At 72.4% G+C, this 23,644-nt stretch carries 23 protein-coding genes; 9 read left to right on the top strand and 14 right to left on the bottom strand.

Annotation, left to right across the window (positions count from 1 at the left end; genetic code table 11):
- The first annotated feature begins 39 nt into the window (after positions 1-39).
- Positions 40-2,532, top strand: a complete 2,493-nt coding sequence (locus tag ABTY56_RS28665) for a DEAD/DEAH box helicase (RefSeq protein WP_502893205.1) — start codon at positions 40-42, stop codon at positions 2,530-2,532.
- A 143-nt stretch (positions 2,533-2,675) separates the two neighbouring features.
- Here the strand turns inward: ABTY56_RS28665 and ABTY56_RS28660 are convergent, their stop codons facing one another.
- Positions 2,676-3,590, bottom strand: coding sequence for a hypothetical protein (locus ABTY56_RS28660; protein WP_350632099.1), 915 nt, complete (start codon positions 3,588-3,590; stop codon positions 2,676-2,678).
- A gap of 259 nt (positions 3,591-3,849) precedes the next feature.
- Between ABTY56_RS28660 and bioB the strand changes: the two genes are divergently transcribed.
- The 4 genes from bioB to ABTY56_RS28640 all read left to right on the top strand — a co-directional run bounded on the left by bioB (position 3,850) and on the right by ABTY56_RS28640 (position 7,681).
- Positions 3,850-5,082 carry a biotin synthase BioB gene (gene bioB, locus ABTY56_RS28655; RefSeq protein WP_350632098.1) on the top strand — a complete coding sequence of 411 codons (1,233 nt, stop codon included), beginning with the start codon at positions 3,850-3,852 and terminating at the stop codon, positions 5,080-5,082.
- A gap of 17 nt (positions 5,083-5,099) precedes the next feature.
- Positions 5,100-6,404 carry an adenosylmethionine--8-amino-7-oxononanoate transaminase gene (locus ABTY56_RS28650; protein WP_350632097.1) on the top strand — a complete coding sequence of 435 codons (1,305 nt, stop codon included), beginning with the start codon at positions 5,100-5,102 and terminating at the stop codon, positions 6,402-6,404.
- Entirely contained in the window at positions 6,401-7,156 is a 756-nt protein-coding gene (gene bioD / locus ABTY56_RS28645) for a dethiobiotin synthase (RefSeq protein WP_350632096.1), read from the top strand. Before ABTY56_RS28650 ends, bioD begins: the two co-directional genes overlap by 4 nt.
- Before the next feature lie 78 nt (positions 7,157-7,234).
- Positions 7,235-7,681: a hypothetical protein gene (locus tag ABTY56_RS28640; protein ID WP_350632094.1), complete on the top strand. Its 447-nt coding sequence runs from the start codon at positions 7,235-7,237 to the stop codon at positions 7,679-7,681.
- 89 nt (positions 7,682-7,770) lie between these two features.
- On the opposite strand, the gene ABTY56_RS28635 is transcribed toward ABTY56_RS28640, so the two are convergent.
- From ABTY56_RS28635 to ABTY56_RS28620, 4 genes are all read right to left on the bottom strand, one after another.
- The gene (locus tag ABTY56_RS28635) at positions 7,771-8,475 is read right to left on the bottom strand and encodes a DUF6193 family natural product biosynthesis protein (RefSeq protein ID WP_350632093.1); all 705 of its coding nucleotides are present in this window, start codon (positions 8,473-8,475) and stop codon (positions 7,771-7,773) included.
- A 79-nt stretch (positions 8,476-8,554) separates the two neighbouring features.
- Positions 8,555-9,019, bottom strand: coding sequence for a DUF3592 domain-containing protein (locus ABTY56_RS28630; protein ID WP_350632092.1), 465 nt, complete (start codon positions 9,017-9,019; stop codon positions 8,555-8,557).
- Positions 9,020-9,243: 224 nt separating this feature from the next.
- Positions 9,244-9,471, bottom strand: a complete 228-nt coding sequence (locus tag ABTY56_RS28625) for a hypothetical protein (RefSeq protein WP_350632090.1) — start codon at positions 9,469-9,471, stop codon at positions 9,244-9,246.
- Between the two features lie 8 nt (positions 9,472-9,479).
- On the bottom strand, positions 9,480-9,659 hold the full coding sequence (locus tag ABTY56_RS28620; protein ID WP_350632089.1) for a hypothetical protein: 180 nt from the start codon (positions 9,657-9,659) through the stop codon (positions 9,480-9,482).
- 254 nt (positions 9,660-9,913) lie between these two features.
- Between ABTY56_RS28620 and ABTY56_RS28615 the strand changes: the two genes are divergently transcribed.
- The 3 genes from ABTY56_RS28615 to ABTY56_RS28605 are packed head-to-tail and all read left to right on the top strand — an operon-like array spanning position 9,914 to position 14,149.
- Positions 9,914-10,954 (top strand): Scr1 family TA system antitoxin-like transcriptional regulator, encoded by a 1,041-nt coding sequence (locus ABTY56_RS28615; RefSeq protein WP_350632112.1) that lies wholly within the window; start codon positions 9,914-9,916, stop codon positions 10,952-10,954.
- 38 nt (positions 10,955-10,992) lie between these two features.
- Positions 10,993-11,205 (top strand): DUF397 domain-containing protein, encoded by a 213-nt coding sequence (locus ABTY56_RS28610; RefSeq protein ID WP_350632088.1) that lies wholly within the window; start codon positions 10,993-10,995, stop codon positions 11,203-11,205.
- Positions 11,206-11,236: 31 nt separating this feature from the next.
- The gene (locus ABTY56_RS28605; protein WP_350632086.1) at positions 11,237-14,149 is read left to right on the top strand and encodes an AfsR/SARP family transcriptional regulator; all 2,913 of its coding nucleotides are present in this window, start codon (positions 11,237-11,239) and stop codon (positions 14,147-14,149) included.
- Positions 14,150-14,563: 414 nt separating this feature from the next.
- Here ABTY56_RS28605 and ABTY56_RS28600 read toward each other — a convergent pair whose 3' ends face one another.
- The 5 genes from ABTY56_RS28600 to ABTY56_RS28580 all read right to left on the bottom strand — a co-directional run bounded on the left by ABTY56_RS28600 (position 14,564) and on the right by ABTY56_RS28580 (position 18,858).
- Positions 14,564-15,121: a PH domain-containing protein gene (locus ABTY56_RS28600; RefSeq protein ID WP_350632085.1), complete on the bottom strand. Its 558-nt coding sequence runs from the start codon at positions 15,119-15,121 to the stop codon at positions 14,564-14,566.
- A gap of 337 nt (positions 15,122-15,458) precedes the next feature.
- Entirely contained in the window at positions 15,459-15,857 is a 399-nt protein-coding gene (locus ABTY56_RS28595) for a hypothetical protein (RefSeq protein WP_350632084.1), read from the bottom strand.
- Between the two features lie 116 nt (positions 15,858-15,973).
- Positions 15,974-16,372 (bottom strand): hypothetical protein, encoded by a 399-nt coding sequence (locus tag ABTY56_RS28590; protein WP_350632082.1) that lies wholly within the window; start codon positions 16,370-16,372, stop codon positions 15,974-15,976.
- Between the two features lie 437 nt (positions 16,373-16,809).
- Positions 16,810-17,811 (bottom strand): ArsR/SmtB family transcription factor, encoded by a 1,002-nt coding sequence (locus ABTY56_RS28585; protein ID WP_350632080.1) that lies wholly within the window; start codon positions 17,809-17,811, stop codon positions 16,810-16,812.
- Positions 17,812-18,081: 270 nt separating this feature from the next.
- Positions 18,082-18,858 carry a helix-turn-helix domain-containing protein gene (locus ABTY56_RS28580; RefSeq protein ID WP_350632079.1) on the bottom strand — a complete coding sequence of 259 codons (777 nt, stop codon included), beginning with the start codon at positions 18,856-18,858 and terminating at the stop codon, positions 18,082-18,084.
- Between the two features lie 85 nt (positions 18,859-18,943).
- On the opposite strand from ABTY56_RS28580, the gene ABTY56_RS28575 reads away from it, so the two are divergent.
- Complete coding sequence (locus tag ABTY56_RS28575; protein WP_502893204.1) at positions 18,944-20,407, top strand: aminopeptidase P family protein; 1,464 nt, start codon at positions 18,944-18,946, stop codon at positions 20,405-20,407.
- Positions 20,408-20,476: 69 nt separating this feature from the next.
- Here ABTY56_RS28575 and ABTY56_RS28570 read toward each other — a convergent pair whose 3' ends face one another.
- The 4 genes from ABTY56_RS28570 to ABTY56_RS28555 form a co-directional block, all read right to left on the bottom strand.
- The gene (locus ABTY56_RS28570) at positions 20,477-20,914 is read right to left on the bottom strand and encodes a GNAT family N-acetyltransferase (RefSeq protein WP_350632077.1); all 438 of its coding nucleotides are present in this window, start codon (positions 20,912-20,914) and stop codon (positions 20,477-20,479) included.
- A 208-nt stretch (positions 20,915-21,122) separates the two neighbouring features.
- A complete protein-coding gene (locus ABTY56_RS28565) occupies positions 21,123-21,407 on the bottom strand; it encodes a hypothetical protein (RefSeq protein ID WP_350632076.1) in 285 nt (94 codons plus the stop codon).
- 170 nt (positions 21,408-21,577) lie between these two features.
- Complete coding sequence (locus ABTY56_RS28560; protein WP_350632075.1) at positions 21,578-22,249, bottom strand: class I SAM-dependent methyltransferase; 672 nt, start codon at positions 22,247-22,249, stop codon at positions 21,578-21,580.
- A gap of 94 nt (positions 22,250-22,343) precedes the next feature.
- The gene (locus ABTY56_RS28555; RefSeq protein WP_350632110.1) at positions 22,344-23,612 is read right to left on the bottom strand and encodes a sugar ABC transporter permease; all 1,269 of its coding nucleotides are present in this window, start codon (positions 23,610-23,612) and stop codon (positions 22,344-22,346) included.
- Between the last annotated feature and the right edge of the window lie 32 nt (positions 23,613-23,644).

Raw genomic sequence — 23,644 nt, 5'->3', positions numbered from 1 at the left:
GCGAGCAGGCAAGATAGCCGGGTGACCCTCCTTGATCTGATGCCGAAGCCCGCCACGCCCGACGCGCTGTACGAGACGTTCGCCGCCTGGGCGGAGGAGCGCGGGATCACGCTGTACCCGGCGCAGGAGGAGGCGCTGATCGAGCTGGTCTCGGGGAACAACGTGATCCTGGCGACGCCGACCGGGTCGGGCAAGAGCCTGGTGGCGGCCGGGGCGCACTTCGCGGCGCTGGCGGAGGGGCAGCGGACCTTCTACACCGCGCCGATCAAGGCGCTGGTCTCGGAGAAGTTCTTCGACCTGGTGAAGATGTTCGGCACCGAGCAGGTCGGCATGATGACCGGCGACGCGAGCGTGAACCCGACCGCGCCGATCATCTGCTGCACCGCCGAGGTGCTCGCCCAGATCGCGCTGCGCGACGGCACCCGGGCGGACATCGGCCAGGTGGTCATGGACGAGTTCCACTTCTACGCCGAGCCGGACCGCGGCTGGGCCTGGCAGATCCCGCTGCTGGAGCTGCCGCAGGCGCAGTTCCTGCTGATGTCGGCGACGCTGGGTGACGTCCGCCGCTTCGAGGAGGACCTGACCCGCCGGACCGGCCGTCCGACCACGGTGGTCCGCAACGCGACCCGCCCGGTGCCGCTGTTCTACGAGTACCGCCGCACCACGATGCACGACACGCTGGAGGAGCTGCTGCAGACCGGCCAGGCGCCGGTCTACGTCGTGCACTTCACGCAGAAGGAGGCGGTGGACCGGGCGCAGTCGCTGATGAGCATCAACATGTGCTCGAAGGCGGAGAAGGAGGCCATCGCCGACCTGATCGGCAACTTCCGCTTCACCACCAAGTTCGGCCGCAACCTGTCCCGGTTCGTGCGCCACGGCATCGGCGTGCACCACGCGGGCATGCTGCCGAAGTACCGCCGGCTGGTCGAACGCCTCGCCCAGGCGGGCCTGTTGAAGGTGATCTGCGGCACCGACACGCTCGGTGTCGGTGTCAACGTGCCGATCCGCACGGTGCTGTTCACCGCCCTGTCCAAGTACGACGGGCAGCGCGTGCGCATCCTGCGGGCCCGTGAGTTCCACCAGATCGCGGGCCGGGCCGGCCGGGCCGGCTTCGACACCGTCGGCCAGGTCGTGGCGCAGGCGCCGGAGCACGTGATCGAGAACGACAAGGCGATCGCCAAGGCCGGGGACGACCCGAAGAAGAAGCGCAAGGTGGTGCGCAAGAAGGCGCCGGAGGGCTTCGTCGGCTGGACGGAGGAGACCTTCGAGAAGCTGATCGGCGCCGACCCGGAGCCGCTGGTCTCCCGGTTCAAGGTGAGCCACGCGATGCTGCTGTCGGTCATCGGCCGCCCGGGCAACGCCTTCGAGGCGATGCGCAAGCTGCTCACCGACAACCACGAGGACCGGGCCGCGCAGCGCCGGCACATCCGCACCACGATCGCGATCTACCGTTCGCTGCTGGAGGGCGGTGTGGTGGAGCGCCTGCCGGAGCCGGACGCCGAGGGCCGGATCGTCCGCCTCACGCTCGACCTCCAGGAGAACTTCGCGCTCAACCAGCCGCTGTCCACCTTCGCGCTCGCCGCCTTCGAGCTCCTCGACCCGACCTCGCCCTCGTACGCGATGGACGTGATCTCCGTCGTCGAGGCGACCCTCGACGACCCGCGCCAGATCCTCGCCGCGCAGCAGAACAAGGCGCGCGGCGAGGCCGTCGGCGAGATGAAGCGGGACGGCATCGAGTACGAGGAGCGGATGGAGCGGCTCCAGGACATCACGTACCCGAAGCCGCTGGAGGAGCTGCTCACCCACGCCTACGAGGTGTACCGCCGGGCGCACCCGTGGATCGGCGACCACCAGCTGCAGCCGAAGTCGGTGGTCCGCGACCTGTACGAGCGGGCGATGACCTTCTCGGACTACGTCGGCCACTACGAGCTGGCGCGCACCGAGGGCATCGTGCTGCGCTATCTGGCGGGCGCGTACAAGGCGCTGGAGCAGACCGTCCCCGAGGACGTGAAGACCGACGACCTGAAGGACGTCATCGCCTGGCTCGGCGAGCTGGTCCGCCAGGTCGACTCCAGCCTGCTGGACGAGTGGGAGCAGCTGGCCAACCCGACCGAGCCGCAGGCCGCCGAGGTACGGCTGGACGACAAGCCGGCGCCGGTCACGGCCAACGCGCGCGCCTTCCGGGTGCTGGTGCGCAACGAGATGTTCCGCCGGGTCGAGCTGTGCGCGCTGGAGCACTACGAGGAGCTCGCCGAGCTGGACGGCGAGTACGGCTGGGACGCGGACCGCTGGGCGGACGCCATGGACGGGTACTGGGAGGAGTACGACGACCTCGGTACCGGCCCGAACGCGCGCGGCCCGAAGATGCTCATCATCGAGGAGGAGGACTCCGCCTGGCGGGTCCGGCAGATCTTCGACGACCCGGAGGGCGACCACGACTGGGGCATCAGCGCCGAGGTGGACCTGTTCGGCTCGGACGAGGAGGGCCGGGCGGTGCTGCGGGTGACCGCGGTGGACCGGCTCGGCGGCTGACACCGACGGCGGGCCGACGGCCCAGGCCTGACGACTCGTCAAGCACCGTGAGGGGGTCCGGCATTGCCGGGCCCCCTCTGGCTTTCGCTCTCGGCTTTCACGCTCCGGCGTTCACACGCTGGGCGTTCACGCTCCGGCGCCCGTCACATCCACATGAACGGCGAGCCCGCCGCGTAGGAGATCGCGCGGGTGGCCTCGTCCAGGATCTGCTCGGTGCTGGGCGCCGGCGTTCCGGTCGGCGCCGGGGCGCCGCCGGGGGGCGCGCCCGTGCCGCTCGCGCTGCCCGGGGTACCCGGGGTGCCCGGCGCGCCCGAAGTGCTCGTGCTGCTCGGGGTGGAGCCGGCCGGGCGGCCGTCCCCGGTCCGCGAGCTGGTGACCGTCACGTAGTGCCCGACCGTCTCGACCCGCGGCTCGCCGCCCGTCTTGGCGCCGGCGGGCAGCGCCGGGGCGGTGCCGGCGTCGGCGAGAATGAAGGCGACCGATCCGGGCTTGGCCCGCAGGGCTTCGGCGGCCTTGACGGCGGACACCTGGTCCGGGAAGCGCAGCAGGGTGACGCTGCTGATCACCGGGCGGTCCTGGCCGCTGAAGCTGACGGCCAGGTACGACTGGCAGCCGCTGTCCTTCAGCGGGTCCTGGGCGCGGTCCTGGAGCACCTCGGCGCAGTTCTCGCCCTGCCGGGCCCCGGTGCGCCGTGCCTTGTAGCTGCCGACCTCGATCGGCTTCTGGGCCGGGAAGTAGTTGTCGACGCTGAGGGTCTCGGAGTCGGTGCGCGGCGGCGCGGCGCCGACCACCGGCGGGGTCTTGGTGGAGTCCTTGGTGGACGGGCCGAGCCCGGGTATGTAGTCGCCGGGCATCGGGCGGGTGATGATCCACCCGCCGGTCACGACCACGCCGATCACGACGATCCAGCCGGCCGCCCGACGGCCGCTCAGCCGCCGGCTCCGCCCGCGGTCGGCGTCCTGCCCGATGCCTTCGTCGGCGCCCCCGCCGGTCCGCTGTCCTGCCCGGCCGTCCTGGCCTTCTCCCGGAGTCGGGGTGCGCTCCCCCTGCGTGGTCATGGCGCAGATTCTAAGCACCCCGGGGGTGGCCTGGATCACGGGGTCGGGGGTTGTGGATCATCGTCTGCGCGGGGCGGCTCGCAGGCCAGGCCCACGACGCCACCTACCCACCGGTAACCTTCACCCCGGGTTCACGTCAAGCTCGTGACCAGCGGCGGAGCCGTGAGCTTCGACACTGTGGCAATCGGCACATCCTCACACCGATCTTCTGGCGGGTTTGCTCTGGCGCCGCTCGATCACCAGCAGGCAGGATCGCCCCATGGATCTGCTCGATACCCTCACCGCCAAGGGCCTGCGCGGCGAAGTCCCGACCCGCGAGGAGGCCCTGGCCGTCCTCGCCACCACCGACGACGAGCTGCTCGACGTGGTCGCCGCGGCCGGCAAGGTGCGCCGCCGCTGGTTCGGCCGCCGGGTCAAGCTCAACTACCTGGTGAACCTCAAGAGCGGGCTCTGCCCGGAGGACTGCTCGTACTGCTCGCAGCGGCTCGGGTCCAAGGCCGAGATCCTCAAGTACACCTGGCTCAAGCCGGACCAGGCCGCCGACGCCGCCCGCGCCGGCGTGGCCGGCGGCGCCAAGCGGGTCTGCCTGGTGGCCAGCGGCCGCGGCCCGACGGACCGCGACATCGACCGGGTCACCGACACCATGGCCGCCATCAAGGACGCCGACCCCGAGGTCGAGATCTGCGTCTGCCTCGGCCTGCTCTCCGACAACCAGGCGGAGCGGCTCAAGGCGGCCGGCGCCGACGCCTACAACCACAACCTCAACACCTCCGAGGGCACCTACGGGGCCATCACCAGCACCCACACCTACGCCGACCGCGTGGACACCGTGCAGAAGGCGCACGGCGCGGGCCTGTCCGCCTGCTCCGGCCTGATCGCGGGCATGGGCGAGAGCGACGAGGACCTGGTCGACGTGGTCTTCGCGCTGCGCGAGCTGGGCTCGGACTCCGTCCCGGTCAACTTCCTGATCCCCTTCGAGGGCACCCCGCTCGCCAAGGAGTGGAACCTCACCCCGCAGCGCTGCCTGCGCATCCTCGCCATGGTCCGCTTCGTCAACCCGGACACCGAGGTGCGGATCGCCGGCGGTCGCGAGGTGCACCTGCGCACCATGCAGCCGCTCGGCCTGCACATCGCCAACTCCATCTTCCTCGGCGACTACCTGACCAGCGAGGGTCAGGCCGGCCAGACCGACCTCGACATGATCAAGGACGCCGGCTTCGAGGTCGAGGGCGCCGGCGAGGCCACCCTGCCGCGCCACCGCGCCGACATCGCCGAGGCCGCCCAGGCCGGCGGCGGCTGCGGCACCGCGGCCTCGGCCTGCGGCAGCGGCGGCGGCTGCGGCCCGTGCGGCGGGCACTCCCACGCCCCGGCGCAGGCCGCCGCGGACGCCGCGGACGCCCCGGCAGCCGAGGGTTCGGACGACGAACTCCGCAGCGACCTCGTCAAGGTCCGCCGCCGCGGCGCCGGCACCGAACTCGCGCCCAACGCCTGACCCTTCGGAGAACCCTCATGCCCCCGCTGTCCGCGGACACGCTGCTCACCCTCGACCGCGCCCACGTCTGGCACCCGTACGGGCCGATGCCCGGCACCGTCACCCCGTACGTGGTCGAGTCCGCGTCGGGCGTACGGCTGCGCCTGGCCGAGCCCGTCGCGGGCGGCCGACGCGAGCTGGTCGACGGGATGTCGTCCTGGTGGGCGGCGATCCACGGCTACCGGCACCCGGCGCTGGACGAGGCCGTGCGCGAGCAGCTGGGGCGGATGAGCCATGTGATGTTCGGCGGGCTCACCCACGAGCCCGCCGTCCGGCTGGCGGCCAGGCTGGTCGAGATCACGCCGGAGCCGCTGCAGCACGTCTTCCTCGCCGACTCGGGCTCGGTCTCGGTCGAGGTCGCGATGAAGATGTGCCTGCAGTACTGGCAGTCCGTCGGACGGCCGGGCAAGCGCCGGCTGCTCACCTGGCGCGGCGGCTACCACGGCGACACCTTCCACCCGATGTCGGTCTGCGACCCGGACGGCGGGATGCACCACCTGTGGGGCGGGGTGCTGCCCGGGCAGCTCTTCGCGCCGCAGCCGCCGGCCGGGTTCGACGCCCCGCTCGACGCCGAATACGCCGCGCAGTTCGAGGAGTTGATGGCGCGTCACGCCGACGAGCTGGCCGCCGTCATCGTCGAGCCGGTGGTCCAGGGCGCGGGCGGCATGCAGTTCCACTCCCCCGCGTACCTGCGGATGCTGCGCGAACTCTGCGACCGGTACGGGGTGTTGCTCGTCTTCGACGAGATCGCCACCGGATTCGGCCGCAGCGGCGCCCTGTTCGCCGCCGACCACGCGGGCGTCTCGCCGGACGTGATGTGCCTCGGCAAGGCGCTCACCGGCGGGTACCTGACGCTCGCCGCCGCGCTGTGCACCGGCGAGATCGCGGACGGGATCAGCCGCGGCGAGATGCCGGTGCTCGCACACGGCCCGACCTTCATGGGCAACCCGCTGGCCTGCGCGGCCGCCAACGCCTCACTGGACCTGCTGCTCGGACAGGACTGGGCACTGGAGGTCAAGCGCATCGAGGGCGGGCTGCGCGACGGCCTCGCGGCGGCCGCGGACGTGCCCGGCGTGCACGACGTACGGGTCCAGGGGGCCATCGGCGTGGTGCAGTTGGACCACCCGGTCGACGTCGGGGCGGCCACCGAGGCGGCCGCGCGGGAGGGCGTCTGGCTGCGCCCCTTCCGGGACCTGATCTACACGATGCCCCCCTATGTGACGGAGGACGAGGACGTGGCACGCATCGCTGCCGCCGTGACCGCCGCGGCGGTGGCGGGATGAGCACCCACGACCAGGAAACGGGCGCCCGCGTCCTCTTCGTGACCGGCACCAACACGGACGTCGGCAAGACCGTCGCCACCGCGGCCGTCGCCTCGGCGGCGCTGCAGGCCGGGCTGAAGGTCGCCGTACTCAAGCCCGGACAGACCGGCGTGACCGGGGACGAGCCGGGCGACGCGGACGAAGTCCGGCGCCTGGCAGGCGAACTGACGTACCGTGAGCTCGTCCGCTACCCCGAGCCGCTCGCCCCCGACACCGCCGCGCGGCGGGCCGGGATGCCGTACCTCTCCCCCGCCGAGGTGGTGGCCGAGGTCGCCGACCTCGCCGCCACGCACGACCTGGTGCTGGTCGAGGGTGCGGGCGGCCTGCTCGTCCGCTACGACGACCGGGGCCGCACCCTCGCCGACCAGGCCCGGGCCGTCCGCGACGCCGGGCTGCCGGCCGAGGTGCTGCTGGTGGCCTCCGCCGGCCTCGGCACGCTCAACATCGTCGCCCTCACGGCGGAGGCCCTGGCAGCCCGCGAACTCCCGCTCGCGGGCGTGCTCGTCGGCTCCTGGCCCACCGACCCCGGCCTCGCCGAACGCTGCAACCTCGCCGACCTGCCCCGCTCGGCCGGCGCCCCGCTGGTCGGTGCCCTGCCCGAACGCGCGGGCACGGCCGGAGGCTTCGCCGACCTCGCGCTCGCCTCCCTGGCCCCCCCGCTGGGCGGGACGTGGAACGCGGAGCACTTCGCGGACGCCCATCGCGCCGAATAGGCCCGGCTTCGCTCGAAGGTGTGATCTCTGCGCCCGAACCATGGGAACGGGCGCTACGGGCTGCATACCGTTCCTTCCATGACAGACGGGCTCACCGTAGACGAGGCCCTGCGGGCCTTGGCCGCCCTGGAGGCGGCGTGGAAGGACGACGACGAGGCGCTGTCCGCCCTGGCGGCGGGCAGCGTCGGTGAACAGCCGCTGCCGGCGCTGGTCGCCGCGTACGGCGAGCACGCGATGGACACGCTCATGGCGTTGGCCTTCGGCCTGCGCTCGACCATGAGCGACGAGGAACTCGCGGAGATCTCGGACGCGGTCAGCTCCAACATCGGCGCCCGGATGAGCGCGCTGCTCACCCAGTCGCTCAAGGCCTGGGGCACCCTCGCCGCCCCGGACGACCTCTCCGTCACCAAGATCATCGCCCACACCGTGATCGACGCGATGAGGGCCGTCACCGAGGACCCCAACAAGACCGAAGTCCTGCCCCTGCTCGCCACCTTCCGCACCTACGCCCTCAGCGACAGCTGAGGACCGGCTCGTTCGACGTGGGCTTCGAGCCACTGCCCGAAGCCCACGTTCCCGGAGTCGGCCGTACAGACGGACCCCGCCGCGTCGCCTCAGCTCGCCGGCCCGAGCTCCTCCGGGAGGGCGGCCACCACGAGGGCGACGGCCTCCTCCGGCGTCTCGGTGCGCGCGACCAACTCGCTGTGGTGCCACACCCCGTACAGCCCCTCGTCGTACGGGCGGACGACGAACCCGACGCCGCCGTCCCGCTGGACGCCGGTGGAGAACCAGAGGTCGAAGTGGCTGTTGACCGGCCTCAGCCGGCGGAGCACCGGCTGGGCGTACGCCGCCGCCAGCAGCGCGTGGACACGCGGGTGCCGGTTGTACGGCGGCATGTGGACGCGGTCGAGCTTGAGGCACCAGGCCAACTCGACCGCACCGAGCGGCTCCCGCTCGTGGACGAGGGCCCACGGACTGAACCGGACGAACGAGGCGCGCGCCCGGGTCCCTTCGAGTCCCGCGCCGCCCGTCCACGCCGCCGTCGCCGTCGCCACCTTGGCCGGGTCCGAGGTCCGCCCCCAGGCCAGACGGGTGCCGTGGGAGCTGAGGTCCACCCGGTAGGTCCGCCGCCGCCTGTCGGGCGGCTCCACCGCCACGCGTCGGAGGCCTTCCTCGTCGACGTACTCCACGAGATGACGCCACTTGCTGTCCGTCTCGGGCAGGACGAGCCCTTGCTCCTCGGCCGCGCGCCTCAGTACGGCCCGGTGGGCCCCAGTCTCGTCCTGACCACGCTCGCCAATCCCCACCCCGAAGTTCATGAGCCCAGTGTGCCCCGGCCGCGCCCGCCGGCACACGGCCGGGTACCCGAGAAGGGCCCCGGCCGCCGCGTCGGATCCCCTACTTCGCGACCGGCGCGTGGCCCCAGAAGGCGCGGTAGAGCAGCATTCCCGCCGTACCGACCACACCGACCGGCAGCGGCAGCACCCACGGGACCAGCACGGACCCCCACCCCACCTGCACCGGGAACGCCACCGTGGACGGCCGGTCCGGGGTGATGAGCACGGTCCGCACCGCGCCCGGCGCAAGCCCGGCCGGCACCCCACCCAGGTCGTGGTCGGGCGTGACCTCCCGGCCGTCGGCCAGCGCCAGCACGATCCTGCCCGGCCGCTGCCCCATCGGGCCGGTGTACTCCGCCGTCACCACCGTGGCCTGGACGCGTTCGGCATCGGCGTAGCGGAAGTGGTAGCGGGCCTGCGCGCCCATCGCCACCAGGCTCAGCAGGATGAAGCCACCGAACACGATGAGCCCGATGACCAGCGTCGTTCTGTTGTACAGCGGCATGCCGGACGCTTTCCGCGCCATGATCCCCCCAGTTGCTCGGCCAGAGCATAGACCTCCCGTTCGGGCCCTCGTCTAGGGTTTGGTCCTCATCCACCCGGCGGCGAACGCGAACCCGCCCGTCGAGGCGGCGAGGAGGACGAGGACGAACACCAGGCCGCGCGCCGGGGCCGGGACACCCTCGGGGATCAGCAGGACCGCGATCCCGGCGATCGCGAGGGAGCCGCCGGCGATGACGCCGGCGGCGGCTACGGCCGCATACCTCTGCGGAGGACGACGACCAGCCGCTCGATGACGTCCGGCCGGGCGGCCCCGAGGTCGATCAGGATGACCCCGGTCGCCTTGGCCGAGCGCCAATCGATGCCGAGGGAGGGGAGTTTGACGGCGGCGGCGCTCAGGACGGCCTGGAGGTCGTCGAGAATGTCGGCCGCGATACGACGGTCCTCGGCCGTGATCTTGTCGATCATGCTGCTCATGGGGCATCTCACTGTTCGGTGTTCGTGATCCAACGCGCTTCGGTGTCCCACTCGATGCCGCCGCCGAGGGGGCGGAGGAAGGCGAGGCCGTGCTGCCAGCCCATGAAGGCGGCCCAGCGGCCGGAGCGGACGTCGAAGACCCGCTCGCCGACGGAGGAGGGGCGGTAGGGGACGGGGGGCGGTGCCACCCGTCGGACGGGCGGCGCCGCCGGGGCTACGGAGTGGGCGTTCAGGCGGGCCTCGGGGACGGAATCGCCGCACTGCACACAGAGGCAGGGCGGGAAGTTCCGTCGGAGGACCAGGCTTTCGCCAGATTGAGTGTTCGTCATATCCACCGACTAATTCCTCTCTGTTGCTAACTCCTCACCTAGAGTGGCCAGTTGTGGCTAGCATCGGAAGAGCTTTTCTTTGACAGCGCATGTTGTGGAATCGAGTGATCACCATGCCCGAGCCGGAACTTGATTCGACCGCCTCCCCGAACAAGGTCATCGGCGTCCAACTGCGCCGCTTCCGCAAGGCGAGGGGGCTCACCCAGGTCGAACTCGGAGAACTCATCAACTACAGCGACTCCCTGATCTCCCTGATCGAGACCGGTGCCCGTCCCGCTCCGCTGAACCTCCTCCGGCGAGCCGACAAGGTGCTCGACACCTGCGGAGCGCTTGAACTCCTGTACTGGAGCACGAAGAGCAGCACTCTGATCGGCGGATTCTTCGCCTACATCGAGCACGAGACGAAGGCGACCGCTCTCAAGATCTACGAACTGAACGTCATTCCCGGTCTGCTCCAAACTCGGAGCTATGCCTCGGCACTCATCAACGCTGCGGCCCGAAGAGGCGAGATCCCCGAAGACAGGGCCATCGAACGCCTGAATGTCCGCATGGCCAGGCAGTCCATCCTGTACCGCGAACCGTCACCCTCCATCCACATCGTCATGGACGAGAGCTGCCTGCGGCCCGTTGGCGGCCCTTTCGTCATGGCCGAGCAGCTTCGTCGGCTGGAGAGCGTGGCCGACCTTCCGCACGTCACACTGCAGATCGCGCCGTTCAGCCTCGGCGAACACGTCCCGACGACCATGCAGTTCACACTGCTGACCAGCCCGGACGACAAGTGGATGGCCTACCTCGAAACCATCCAACGAGGATACGTCGAGCGCGACGACGAAGAGCAGATTCGCTCTCTCGCAAGGACATACGATTGGTTGCAGGCCCAAGCTCTGTCATGTGAGGACTCGCTAAGCCTCATCCGCACGCGTCTCAAGGAGTTCCACGCCATGTTCCCCATCGCAGCCGCCAAGCCCACCTCCTGGCTGAAGTCCTCGTACAGCAACGGTGGTGGCCAGTGCGTCGAGGTTGCGCCCGGCCTTCCGGGCGTCCTCCCCGTTCGCGACAGCAAGGACCCCCACGGCCCGCAGCTCGCCTTCGGCTCGGACGCCTGGCAGTCCTTCATCTCCGGCGTCAAGGCCGGAGACTTCGGCACCGTCTGATCCACCTCGTCTGCACGCGCCTCAAGGAGTTCCACGCCATGTTCCCCATCACGACGGTCCAGCCCACCTCCTGGCTGAAGTCCTCGTACAGCAGCGGTGGTGGCAACTGCGTCGAGGTCGCGCCCGGCCTTCCCGGCCTCCTCCCCGTCCGCGACAGCAAGGACCCCCACGGCCCGCAGCTCGCCTTCGGCTCGGACGCCTGGCAGTCGTTCATCGTCGGCATCAAGGCCGGAGACTTCGGCACCGTCTGATCCGCCTCATCTGCCCATCAGGGGGAGCACCTTGCCGTTAGCCGGTGATCGGAATCCGCTCAGCTTCGCGTTACTCGGCCCGCTGCGGGTGCACCGTGCCGGCACTGTCCTCGAACTGGGCGCGCCTCGGCAGCGGTCCGTCCTGGCCGCCCTCCTGCTCCGGCCCGACTCGGTCGTCACCGTCGACGAGCTGATCGACGACCTATGGGGCGACCAGCCGCCCGGTTCCCCCGTCGTGGCCTTGCGCTCGTACGTCTCCCAGCTGCGAAAACTGCTGGAGCCTACCCGCGACACCCCCACCGTCCTGCTCTCCCAGGCGCGCGGGTACCGGCTGGCGATCGACGCGGACCTCATCGACCTGTGGCGGGCCAAACATCTCCACGAGCTGGCTGCCAGGTGCTCCGCCGACCAACCCCGACGCGCCCGCGCCCACCTCGCCGAAGCCCTCGCGCTCTGGCAGGGCGAACCGCTCGCCGACCTGTCCGGCCGCCTCATCGATCGCGAGCGGGAACGGCTCTCGGAGTTCCGCCTCACCCTCCTGGAGGAGCGCCTCGCGCTCGACGTCACCCTCGCCGCCGACCCCTCCGAGTTCTCTGATTTCCTCCCGGAGTTGGAGGCGCTGGCCGCCGACCACCCGTTCCGTGAGCGGCTGCAGGGCCTCCTCATCCGCGCGTTGCACCGCCAGGGCCGTACCCCGGCGGCCCGCGCCGTCTACGACTCCCTCCATTCCCGACTCGTCGAGCATCTGGGAATCGAACCGGGCCCCGAACTCGCCGCCCTGCGCGACGAACTGACCGCCCCCGACCAGCTCCCCCCAGCCCTCCCGCACTTCACCGGTCGGCAGCACCACGTCACCGACATCCACCGTGCCCTGACCGACCACCCGGGCCCCGGCCTGCGCCTGGTGACCGTCACCGGCATGGCGGGCGTCGGAAAGACGGCCCTCGCTGTCCGCGCCGCCCACGGCCTCCGCCCCGACTTCCCCGACGGCCGCCTCTACGCGGACCTGCGAGGCGCCGACCTGGTGCCGGCCAGCGCGTCCGACATCCTGGCCGACTTCCTGACCACCCTGGGCGTCCGGCCGTCGGTCGTGCCCAAGGACCTCGCGGGCAGGTCCGCCCTGTTCCGGACGGCCAGCGCCGGCAAGCGGCTGCTCATCCTCCTCGACAACGCCCGCGATGACGCCCAGATCCAGCCCCTCCTCCCCGGTTCCCCCGACTGCGCGGTACTCGTCACCAGCCGCACGGTGCTCTACAGCGTGCCGTCGGTCCTGAACCTCCCGCTGGACGTGTTCAGTTCGCAGGAGGCGGTCGGCCTGCTCGACTCCGTCATCGGCTCGGCCCGCCGGTGTGTCCAGGGCGCCGCGGCCGAGCTGCTGGTCGAGGCGTGCGGCCGGCTTCCCCTCGCCGTGCGGATCGCCGCCGCCAGACTGGCCGCCGCCCCGGACCAGCCGATCACCGATCTCCTGCGCCGGCTGGCCGACGACCGCGAGGGCATCGCCGCACTCCGTACCCGCGACCTTGCCATCGAGCAGGTCTTCGACGTCAGTTACCGTCTGCTCCCCCCGCCCCTGGCGACGACGTTCCGGATGCTCTCCTGGGTGGAGCCGGACATCGGCCTGGAGTCGGCGGCCGCCGTCCTCGACCTGCCGGAGGACGAGGCGGAGCGGCTGGCCGAATCCCTGGTGGACCAGGCCCTGTTGGAGTCGCTAGGCGCCGGTCGCTACCGCTTCCACGATCTGGTGCGCGCCTTCGCCCGCCGGACCTCCCTGCGCCTCGACGAAGCCGAACGCAGCTCTGCTCACCACCGACTGCTGACTCTCCTCCTCGGGCGGGCCCGCACGGCTTTCGCCCTCGCCGTCCCCGGCGACCCGGTGGCCGACGTCTTCGGCGAGCCGACCGCGCCGTCGGCCGCCCGGCCGCCCTTCGCCGACCTGGCCGACGCCCGCCGCTGGGCGCGCGCCGAGACACCGGGCGCGGTCGCACTCGCGGCGGCCGTCGCGACGGACGAACCGGCCGGGCTGCGCTCCGCCATCGACCTCCTGATCGCGCTCAGCCCGCTGGGCCTCGGCGCGTTCGGCGGCCGGGCGGAGGAAGCGGCCCGCATCCTCGTCGCCGCCGCCGTCGAAGGCCGCGACCGCGCGGCCGAGGGCCGTTCCCGTTTCCTCCTGGGCACGATCCTGCTGGCCCGGGCCCGGCTGGACGAAGCGGGCGCCGAGGCCCGCCGGGCCGCCGAGGCCTGCCAGGAGGCGGGTGACCGCGCCGTCCTGCGGCAGGCCCTCAACGACCTGGGCCTGATCGCCCAGGCGGAGGGCCGGCACGGGGAGGCGATCGCCGCCTTCGACGAGGCGGCGCTGCTCGCCCGGCGGTTGGGCCACCGTTCGGGCGAGGTGGCGAGTACGGCGAACGCGGCCCTGTCCCGGATCCGCAGCGGTCAGGCGGCCACGGCGGCGGAGACCTGCCGTCTGTTGCTCCCCGAACCGAGCGCCGTCACCGGAGCAACGGACCCCGCGATGACCGCTTACGTGCACTACGTCCTCGGCCTCGCCCACCAGGTCCTGGGCCGGCTCGACGACGCCGCCGCGCAGATGCGTCTGTGCATCGACCGCGCGCTCCCCGCCCGCGACCTGGACCGCGAGTCGGCCGCGCGCAGCCGCCTGGCCGACATCCTGCGCCTGCTCGGCCGGGTCCACGAGGCCGTCGTCGAGGCGGAGCGCGCCCTGGCCCTGGCGACGGAAGGTGGGCGACAGCGCGAACGCGCCCTCGCCCACCTGGTGTTGGCCAACGCCCTGACCGCCCGTGGCGACCACCCGGCCGCCCGGCATCACGAGGCGGAGGCCCACCTGCTGCTCAGCCGGCTGAGCGCTCCGGAGTCCGCCGACGCGAAGCCACTGGTGACCGCGCTGGCCACCGCCGACCGGGCCCTCACACCCCGCGCGGATTGACGATCACGAGACCGGTCCCGTTCCACGCCACCTTGCTCGCCAGGCACCGCACGTCGGCCGAACCGCCGCAGGCCCCCGGCGGCGAGCCGTGCCGTCCGGGATCTCCCGTACCCCCGACGACGGCGCCCAGCACCGACACCAGCACCGCCGCACCGGCAACCACCGCGCGGACAACAACCTTCCGAACCACTGAGGACGCTCCTTACTCGCGTGTGACCAAGCGTCCGCACCCTCGCAGCGGCCGGTAGACAGCCGATCAACGCCTCACCCCCGCGCCGCTCGCCCCACCAGGGCAGCGCACTGGTCACCGTCCTCGGCTGAGCCCCCGGATGACGAACCGGAGGACGAACGGGGCGATGGCGGCGACGACCGCCGCTCTGCGCGCCCTCGGGGAGATCCGACGAGCGGATGAACTCACCGACGGTGTCGCCGACCTGATCGAAGCGCTCCCGGGCCCGATCCGGGCCTCCGCCGAGGCCGGGGGCCGCACACGGCGGCCTGGACCGATGCCCCGTAGCCGTTCAGCCTGGCGAGGTTCAGGATGAACTCGCGGTCGCGCCTGCCACTGGTGAGGAGGCCGGGCAGCTTGAGCGGGCGGCCCTTCACCCGGTGCAGGCGGACCTCCCGGTACGAGCCGCCGCGCGGGGTGTACCGTCGGCGCTCCTCGAAGCGGGCGATCTCCGCCCACGGGACCGACCGCCTCGTCAGGAGGCCCCGCAGGTGTACGTGATCGGGGGTCAGGCGCGTGGTGCCGACGGCCTGATCGACCATGGACATCATCAGCAGCAACCACAGCGCCGCGATCACGATCTCGGCCACTCCGCGATCCGGATCGGGCCGGCCGCCGGTCCCGGTTCCCGGAAGCCACCAGATCGCGGCGGCCACCCCACCCCAGAGCACGCTCAGGCCGACGATCGTCCACCTGTTGCGCAGCAGGGCGCGCCGACCGAGACCGAGCCGGATCTCATCCACCGTGGGAGTGTAGACCCGCCGCCGGAGAACGACGCCACGTCGGACAAGCAGCCGACGACTCACACGCACGGGAAGTCGGCGTGGCCGACTTCCCGTGCGGGTTCAGGCCTTGGTGCAGCGCGGAGAGGTGGTGGCGGACGCCCGTGTCAACCGCTGAACACCGCGTCGCGGCGCGGCAGTTCCGCGCACCACCGGAAGTGTCCGTCGCGGTCGTCCAGACCGAAGAGGTCGTAGGTCGTCAGCGCTCACGTGGCCTCAGTCGCCGCACCGACCTCGCAGGGAGCTTCTCGCCAGGGCGGCGCTGCCGGCCCGAGGGAGCGGGATCGTCGCCGGTGCCTCAGCCGCCTTCGCTCACCATGAACGGTCCCGACTTCCAGCCCAGCCGGGCCGACCCGCCGCTGGGCCAGTCGTGGTTCAGGTGGCGACGGTCGCGGCCGAGCGCGCCCAGGTCGAGCGGGCGCAGCGTGCCGGCGACCAGGTCGGCGGCCTCGGCGTCGGTGAGCGGCATGATCGTGTCGTACTGGGCGTCGTCGCCGCCGCGCCAGTCGACGAACTCGGTGAAGATCCAGACGAACCGCTGCGAGCAGGCGAGGCAGCGCCGGACGCTGACCGAGAAGTGCGAGTCCTTCACCACCCTCGCCTCGCGCTCGAACCCGTCGCCCTGACGGTCCCACGCCTCCCGCGCGTCCTCGGCGTAGCACTGCGCGCAGCCGAACTCGGTGGTCGCTTCGCTCATTCCATCCCCCTGGCCCCGTGGGTCGTCCTCAGAGAGATCATTATCGCCGCAGGCCGGGCCCTGGCTTCAACGAGCATCCACGAGCTTCGACGGGCCTGGACAGGCCTCGACGGGCCTCAGCCGGCTCCCGCGACCCGGAACGGCCCGGAGTTCCAGTGGAGGCTGGCCGGCCCGCCGGTGGGCCAGTCGTGGTTCAGGTGGCGGCGGTCGCGGCCGAGCGCGCCCAGGTCGAGGGGGCGCAGCGTGCCCGTGGCCAGGCCGGTGGCCTCGGCGGCGGTCAGCGGCATGACCGTCACGTGCCGGGAGTCGTCGCCACCCATCCAGTCGACGGACTCGGTGAAGATCCAGACGAACTGCTGCGAGCAGCCCCGGCAGCGCCGGACGTCCACGGCGAAGCGCGAGCCGTCCACCACGTCGGTCTCGTGCTCGAAGCCCTCCCGCTGCCCGCGCCACACCGCCTGCGCGTCCCCGCCGTAACACTTCGCGCAGCCGAACTCCACCATCGGCCTTCTCATCGGTCGACTCCTGTTCCGCCCGTTCCGCGACGTCCCGTCGCGGCCCATGATGCCCGCCCCGGCGGCGGGCGGCAGGGGTGTCCGAGCGCCGACCGGTACCGGTCACGTGGCCCCGACGGGGTCTCCGTCGGCCGGGCCGGCCGTCCGCGACGGCCGGGGAACCACGGGGCGAACCACGGCTCTCATGGCCCGTACGCAGGGCCGATGCGCCGCCGGACCCGCCGGGCGGCTCCACGAACGCGGGCCACCGTCCACCGCCGCGCACTCTCCGACCAGGGGCTCGACGGGTCGGCCGAAACGGCACCCCTGTGGAGGAACATTCACGGCCCGTTTCCACATCGTTCGTGCACCCGGGCGGACAGTCGGACATTTCGGTTGACCGGACACCCCCCAGGGCCGTCAGCCCCTCGGCCCTGCCCGGCCGCGACCTGCGCGGTTCACGCGGCGGGCGCCGGGGGTGCCGGGTTGTCGAGCAGGAGGTCGTGGCCGACCTCGGTGAGGGTGTGGCGGACCTGTTTGCCCTCGCGCCGGGTGACGATCAGGCCGGCTCCGCGCAGGGCGGTGGCGTGGGCGGAGGCGGAGGGCGGGGTGACGCCGAGCTGGTGGGCGAGTTCGGTGGTGGAGCAGGGGCTGCCGGCGATGGCGCGCAGCACGCGGGCCCGGGCGGGCCCGAGGACGGCGGCGAGGCCGTCGGCGGCCGGCGGCCGGGACGGGGACTCGACGGCCGGGGAGCCGACCGGGTGGAGCAGCAGGCTCTGGCGGTCCTGTCCGGCGAGCAGGCCGATGCCGTGCTGGAGGAAGTAGTTGGGCCGCAGCTCCAGGCCCCGGCCGTCCAGGTCGAAGGTGCCCTCCAGGTCGGCGATGGTGCACTCCAGCACGCCCTCGTCCCGCCAGACCGCGTTCGGGTGCAGCGAGCCGAGCACCGCGCCGATGCCGGAGCGGGCGGCGGTGCGGGCGCGGGCGGCGATGTCGGCCTCCAGGGCGCGGCGGATCTCGGGCCAGTCCGCGGCCAGGCAGGAGCGGAACAGCGCCCACGCGCCGTCGCTGACCTCGCGCATTCCCCGGGTGCCGTCGTCGCGCAACCGGGCCAGAACGGCTGGGAGTTCGGTCTCGCTGCCGAACATCGCGAGGTCCTCGTCGACGGTCTGCTGCGGGACGGCGAGGATCGCGTCGAGCTCGTCGGTCAGTTGCCGCCGGACGGCGTCGAGGTCCGCCGCCATGAAGCTGGGGACGCCGATCGCGCTCGCGTTGACGAGGTCGAGGAAGCGTCCGGCCCGGTGCGGCACATGGCGGCGGACCTCGCGCCACCAGCGCTCGCTGCGCAGCCCGACGCACTGGTGCACGCCCAGCCGGGCCGTGCCGGCCATCAGGTGGTCGAGCGGCGAGATGACGAACCGGGTCTTCGCGAGGTCCGCGACCCCGAACCTCAGTGTGATCACGAACCGCCCCCCGGTTCCCCGCAACCGCCGTGACCTGGCGCTTTCTTGACCAGCTTGACCATCTTGACCATTAGGCCCAGAGGCTAATGCATGGCAACGGCCCCGCCACGCTTGGCATGCTCTCCCGGTCGGTGCGGCGCAGGCTCGTTCCGGCCCCCACCACGAGGGGAGTGGGGGCCGGGGCGCCGCCCGAGGAGAGCGGGCCCCCGGGCGCCGCTCCGGTGAGTTCGGTAAACCGAACGATCGGAGCTGCTCGGCGAACCGGCTCCGTCAGTGGTCGTCGTGGCGCAGCGAGGGCCCCAGTGCCGGTCGCCCGGCGGCCGGCAGGACCGGCTCACCCACCGACCCGCCCACCGACCCACCCACCGGCTCCGCCGCATCCGCCAGGTGCAGCCGCTGCTCCGCGCGGTACTGCAGCAGGAGCACCGAGCGGACCGGCTCGCCGCCCACGGCGGTGTACGAGTGCGGCAGCGAGGCGTCGAAGCCGACGTAGTCGCCGGGGCCGAGCTCGACCTCGCGGCGGCCCGCCCGCACCCGCAGCCGCCCGGCCTGGACGATGGTGTGCTCGGTGCCGATGTGGCCGCCGGAGATCTGGGTGCCGTCCGTGCGCACCTGCTGGTCGTAGATCTCGAACACCGCGTCCCCGGACTCGATCCGGCGCAGCGGGCGCAGGTCGACGCCCCGGCCGCTCAGCACCTCGACGTCGGCCGCCCGCACCACCGTCACCTCGTCGGCGGGCCGCGCCTCCACTAGGTCGGAGATCGGCACGCCGAGCACCCGGGAGAGCCCGAGCACGGTCTCCAGGGTCGGGTTGCCGGCGCCGGACTCCAGCTGGGAGAGGGTCGCCTTGCCGATCCCGGCCCGCCGGGACAGCTCGGACAGCGACAGCCCGTGCTGCGCCCGCACCCGCTTCAGGTTGGCGGCGAGGACGCCCCGGACGGACTCCCCGGCCCCGGCCTCCTGGCCGTGACCGGTCCGCCCGCCGTGAACGGACTGCCCGCTGTGGACGGACTGGCCGCCCCGGACGGATTCCCCGGCCTCGTTCACGCTCGACCTCTTCTCTCCCGGCACTGTTCGATATACCGTACGGGACGCATGCCGACGGACGGGGCAGCGTAGCGAAGCACGTCGCATCCACCACCCTCATCAGGAGACCGTAGTGACCGAGCCCGCCGACACCATCAAGTACCGGAAGAACGGCCTGACCCGCGGCGTCACGGACGAACTCGCCGAGAACATGAAGCAGGGCTGGGCCGACACCGAGCGCACCGCGCTGGAGCCGGTCCCGCAGGCCGCGCACACCGCCCGCCGCCGCGCCGAGCTGTCCGCCGCCTTCCCCGGCGAGCTGCTGGTGGTCCCGTCCGGCAACCCCAAGGTGCGGGCCAACGACACCGACTACCCGTTCCGCCCGTCCTCCGACTACGCCTACCTGACCGGCGACCAGTCCCAGGACGCCGTGCTGGTGCTGGAGCCGACCGGCGCGAGCGGCCACACCGCCGTCCTCTACCTGCGCAACCGCTCGGAGACCGACAACGGCGAGTTCTGGCTGGACACCCACGGCGAGCTGTGGGACGGCCGCCGCAACAGCCTGACCGAGAGCGAGCGGCTGCTCGGCCTGCCCTGCCGGGACGTGCGCACCGTGCACGCCGACCTGCGCGCGGCCACCGGCCCGGTGCGGGTGCTGCGCCGCCACGACGCGGGCGTGGAGGCGGCGCTCGACGGCCGGGCGGCCGCCGAGCGGGACGAGGAGTTCGAGGCCTTCCTGTCCGGACTGCGCCTGGTGAAGGACGAGTTCGAGATCGCCGAGCTGCGCTTCGCCTGCGCGGCCACCGCCCGCGGTTTCGAGGACGTGGTGCGCGTGCTCGGCACCGACACCGAGACGGCGGAGCGGCTGATCGAGGGCACCTTCTTCGTCCGGGCCCGGGTCGAGGGCAATGACGTCGGGTACGGCACCATCGCCGCATCCGGGCCGCACGCCACCACCATGCACTGGGTGCGCAACGACGGCCACGCCAAGCCCGGCGACCTCCTGCTGCTCGACGCGGGCGTGGAGACCAACCACCTCTACACCGCCGACATCACCCGCACCCTGCCGGTCAGTGGCCGCTTCACCGACCTGCAGCGCAAGGTCTACGACGCCGTGTTCGCGGCCCAGGAGGCCGGCATCGCCGCCGTCAAGCCGGGCGCGGACTTCCGCGACTTCCACCGCGCCGCCCAGCGCGAGCTCGCCGAACACCTCACCTCCTGGGGGCTGTTCGGCGACCTGACCGCCGACAAGGTGTACGAGCTGGGCCTGCACCGCCGCTTCACGCTGGCCGGCACCGGCCACATGCTGGGCATCGACGTCCACGACTGCGCCCACTCCCTCACCGAGATCCACGTGGACGGCCCGCTGAAGCCGGGCATGGTGCTCACCGTCGAGCCGGGCATCTACTTCCAGCAGAACGACCTGACGGTGCCCGAGGAGTACCGCGGCATCGGTGTGCGGATCGAGGACGACATCCTGGTCACGGAGGGCGGCAACGAGAACCTCTCCGCCGCCCTCCCCCGCCGCTCCGACGAGGTCGAGGCCTGGCTGGCGGCCCTGCGCGGCTGACCGCGCGACCGCCGGCACGCGCGCGGCACCCGGGACGGCCGGGCCCACCCCGGGCCCGGCCGTGCGGGATCAGCCCGCCAGCGGCTTGACCCAGCGGCTCCACTGCGGCTCCGGCTGGTAGCCGGCGGCCTGCCAGGTGCGGTGGCCGAGGGCGTTGTCGTCCAGCACCATGGCGTCGGCGCGGCGGCCGCCGAGCGCGGCGAAGCGCTCCTCGGCGGCCGCGAGCAGGGCGGCGCCGATGCCCCTGCGGCGGTGCTCGGGGTCGACGGCGAGGCGGTAGAGGTGGCAGCGCCAGCCGTCCCAGCCGGCGATCACGGTGCCGAGGAGGGTCGTCGGGTCGTCGGCCGGGGTGGCGACGATCAGGCACTCGGGGTCGCGGGCGAGCAGCGCGGCCACGCCCGCCGCGTCGTCCGTGATGCTGGTGCCCTTGGCCGCCCGGGCCCAGAGGGCGAGCAGGGCGGGGATCTCGTCGGGGCTGGCGGGGCGCAGGGCTGTCCGATCGGTCATGCGGGCCTGTCTAGCAGCCGATCCCGCCCCGCCACCGGGAATTCCACTCCCCGGACGGCCGACGCCCCGGCGACGGAACGACGGCGCCGCCCGCCCCGGCCCGACGGGCGGGCGGGGCGGGCGGCGTCGATCGCGCGGCGTTCGCCGGATGCAGCTTTCGCCGTATGCGGCTTTCGCCGTATGCAGCTTTCGTCAGAACCAGCGTTCGTCAGAAGTGGTGCGTGGTCCCGCCCTCGGACTTCTCGATCTGGTCGATCCGGCGCTGCAGCGCGTCGGCCTGGGCGCGGGCCTTGCGGGCCGCGGCGTGCTCGCCCTCGTGGTCCAGCCGGTTGGCCTTCTGGCGCAGGTCGGCGACCTGCTGGCGCATCTTGTTGAGGTCAACGGTGATCGAGGCGGCGGCCGCGGGCTGCGCGGTGGCGACCTGGGCGACCGTCGCCAGGGCGCCGCCGGCCAGGGCTGCGGTCAGGACGAGGGCGGAGATGCGTCGACGCATCGTGACTCCTTACGGTGGTGCGGTTTCACGGACTGGACATCATCGGACTACCAGTCGGTAACCATCGTGACATGATCGTGCGTCACCGATCGCACCGGCGGCGCCCGGACACCACACCCGCACCGCACCCGCACCGAAACCCCATCGCTCCGGAGCGGGTTGAGCGCACGTCAGCCGAGCCGCCACACCGTGGTGGTCTTGACCGCGGTGTCCTCCAGGTCCGCGACGACCGGCACCTGGTACGCCGCCACCGCCGTAAACCGTTCCCGCGGCAGGTAGGCGCGGCCGGGGTCGCCGACGATGACGGTGGCGCCGCGCGCGGCGGCCCGTTCCAGGAAGGGCAGGAAGCGGGCGGCCATGGCCCGTTCGTAGAAGACGTCGCCCGCGAGCACCACCTCGGCCGGGGCGCCGTCCCCGTCCACCAGGTCCACCAGGGCGCCGTCCACCCGCACCCCGTTGGCCTCGGCGTTCAGGCCGATCGCGGCCACCGCGTAGGCGTCGATCTCGGCGGCGCGCACGGAGGTCGCGCCGCACAGCGCTGCGGCCACCCCGACCAGTCCGGACCCGGCCGCGACGTCCAGCACCGTACGGCCCGCCACCAGTTCGGGGTGGTCCAGCACGTAGCGGCTGACGGCCACGCCGCCGGCCCAGGCGAAGGCCCAGAACGGCGGCGGCAGCCCGGCCTCCCCGCGCGCCCGCTCGGTGGTCTCCCACAGGGCGATGGCGTCCTCGGCCATGTGCAGACTGACCTCGGGCACGAAGGGGACGGGTTTCAGCTCGGTCTCGCGCCGGATGAAGGCGAGGTCCTCGGCCGGCTGAAGAATGCGCAGCTCATTCGGCATGCCCGCAGCATAGAGCCCGCACGCGGATGCCCTCGCCCGCCACGGAGCCCGCGCGCGGATACCCACGCCCGCCACGGAGCCCGCGCGCGGGCGCTCAGGCCCGCCCGGCGGCCTTCTGGGTGCGCCGGGCCAGCGAGTCGACCACGACGGCGGCGAGCAGCACCGCACCGGTGATCATGAACTGGATGGCGTTGCTCAGGCCCTGGATGTTCATCCCGGACTGGATCGAGCCGATCACCAGCGCACCGAGCAGTGCGGACCAGGTCTTGCCGCGCCCGCCGAACAGGCTGGTGCCGCCGATGACGGCCGCCGCGATGGCGTTCATCAGCAGGTTGCCGCCGCCGGAGGTCTGGCTGGCGGACTGGATCTGCGCGGCCAGGAACAGACCGCCCACCGCCGCCATCGTGGAGCAGATGGTGAAGACCGTGATCCGGATCCAGGCCACGTTGATGCCCGCGCGCCGGGCACCCTCGATGTTGCCGCCGAGCGCGAACACCTGGCGGCCGTACGAGGTGCGGCGCAGCACGAAGTCCAGCACCACGATGAAGATCAGGAAGATCAGCAGCGCGAGCGGCAGACCCTTGTACTGGTTGAGCGTGTAGGCGGCGAGGAAGGCGACGATCGCCAGCAGGACGGTCCGCAGCACGATGTCGGTCGTCGGGCGGGACGGCACGCCCGCGGCCTGCCGCCGGCGGGTGTCGACCAGCGAGGCGAACAGGAACAGCAGGACACCGACGGCCGCCGCGCCGTAGGCGGCGATCTGCTGGCCGTAGATGGTGCTGTAGAGCTTGGAGACGATGTCGTTGCCGGAGAGGTTGACGGTGCCGGTGGCTCCGAGGATCTGCAGCATCAGGCCGTTCCAGCCGAGGTTACCGGCGAGGGTGACGACGAAGGCTGGGACCCCGACCTTGGCGAAGAAGACGCCCTGGATGCAGCCGACCACGGCACCCCCGACGAGGGCGCAGAGCAGCGCCACCCACTCGTTCACGCCGTGGGTGACGTTCAGGACGGCGTAGATCGCGGCGCACAGACCGCTGACCGAGCCGACCGAGAGGTCGATCTCGCCGAGCAGCAGCACGAAGACCACACCGATCGCGATCATGCCGGTGCCGACGATCTGCTGGGACAGGTTGGAGAGGTTCTGGGCGGACAGGAAACTGCTGTTCAGGCTGCCGAACACGGCCCAGATCACGATCAGCGCCAGCACGACGGGCAGCGAGCCGAGTTCACCGCTGCTCAGGCGGCGGCGGAACTCCCCGAGGTAGCCCTTGACGCCCTCCTGGCGCACGATCAGCCGGGGGTCGACGGCGGGGGTCGCCCCGGGGGCGACCGGCTCGGGCGCGTTGACGCCGCCGACGGGCATGCTGTCCTCGGGCAGCGGGACGCGGTGGTGTT

Source organism: Kitasatospora sp. NPDC097691 (assembly GCF_040302665.1).
Taxonomy (GTDB): Bacteria; Actinomycetota; Actinomycetes; order Streptomycetales; family Streptomycetaceae; genus Kitasatospora.
Note: the sequence above shows the minus strand (reverse complement) of the source record. Positions and strands in the feature narration are given on the sequence as shown.

Bases quoted from the DNA above. Each gene is read 5' to 3' on its own strand.
- ABTY56_RS28665 (WP_502893205.1), top strand. From the start codon at position 40: ATGCCGAAGCCCGCCACGCCCGACGCGCTGTACGAGACGTTCGCCGCC.
- ABTY56_RS28660 (WP_350632099.1), bottom strand. From the start codon at position 3,590: ATGACCACGCAGGGGGAGCGCACCCCGACTCCGGGAGAAGGCCAGGAC.
- bioB (WP_350632098.1), top strand. From the start codon at position 3,850: ATGGATCTGCTCGATACCCTCACCGCCAAGGGCCTGCGCGGCGAAGTC.
- ABTY56_RS28650 (WP_350632097.1), top strand. From the start codon at position 5,100: ATGCCCCCGCTGTCCGCGGACACGCTGCTCACCCTCGACCGCGCCCAC.
- bioD (WP_350632096.1), top strand. From the start codon at position 6,401: ATGAGCACCCACGACCAGGAAACGGGCGCCCGCGTCCTCTTCGTGACC.
- ABTY56_RS28640 (WP_350632094.1), top strand. From the start codon at position 7,235: ATGACAGACGGGCTCACCGTAGACGAGGCCCTGCGGGCCTTGGCCGCC.
- ABTY56_RS28635 (WP_350632093.1), bottom strand. From the start codon at position 8,475: ATGAACTTCGGGGTGGGGATTGGCGAGCGTGGTCAGGACGAGACTGGG.
- ABTY56_RS28630 (WP_350632092.1), bottom strand. From the start codon at position 9,019: ATGGCGCGGAAAGCGTCCGGCATGCCGCTGTACAACAGAACGACGCTG.
- ABTY56_RS28625 (WP_350632090.1), bottom strand. From the start codon at position 9,471: ATGAGCAGCATGATCGACAAGATCACGGCCGAGGACCGTCGTATCGCG.
- ABTY56_RS28615 (WP_350632112.1), top strand. From the start codon at position 9,914: ATGCCCGAGCCGGAACTTGATTCGACCGCCTCCCCGAACAAGGTCATC.
- ABTY56_RS28610 (WP_350632088.1), top strand. From the start codon at position 10,993: ATGTTCCCCATCACGACGGTCCAGCCCACCTCCTGGCTGAAGTCCTCG.
- ABTY56_RS28595 (WP_350632084.1), bottom strand. From the start codon at position 15,857: ATGAGCGAAGCGACCACCGAGTTCGGCTGCGCGCAGTGCTACGCCGAG.
- ABTY56_RS28590 (WP_350632082.1), bottom strand. From the start codon at position 16,372: ATGAGAAGGCCGATGGTGGAGTTCGGCTGCGCGAAGTGTTACGGCGGG.
- ABTY56_RS28570 (WP_350632077.1), bottom strand. From the start codon at position 20,914: ATGACCGATCGGACAGCCCTGCGCCCCGCCAGCCCCGACGAGATCCCC.
- ABTY56_RS28565 (WP_350632076.1), bottom strand. From the start codon at position 21,407: ATGCGTCGACGCATCTCCGCCCTCGTCCTGACCGCAGCCCTGGCCGGC.
- ABTY56_RS28560 (WP_350632075.1), bottom strand. From the start codon at position 22,249: ATGCCGAATGAGCTGCGCATTCTTCAGCCGGCCGAGGACCTCGCCTTC.
- ABTY56_RS28555 (WP_350632110.1), bottom strand. From the start codon at position 23,612: ATGCCCGTCGGCGGCGTCAACGCGCCCGAGCCGGTCGCCCCCGGGGCG.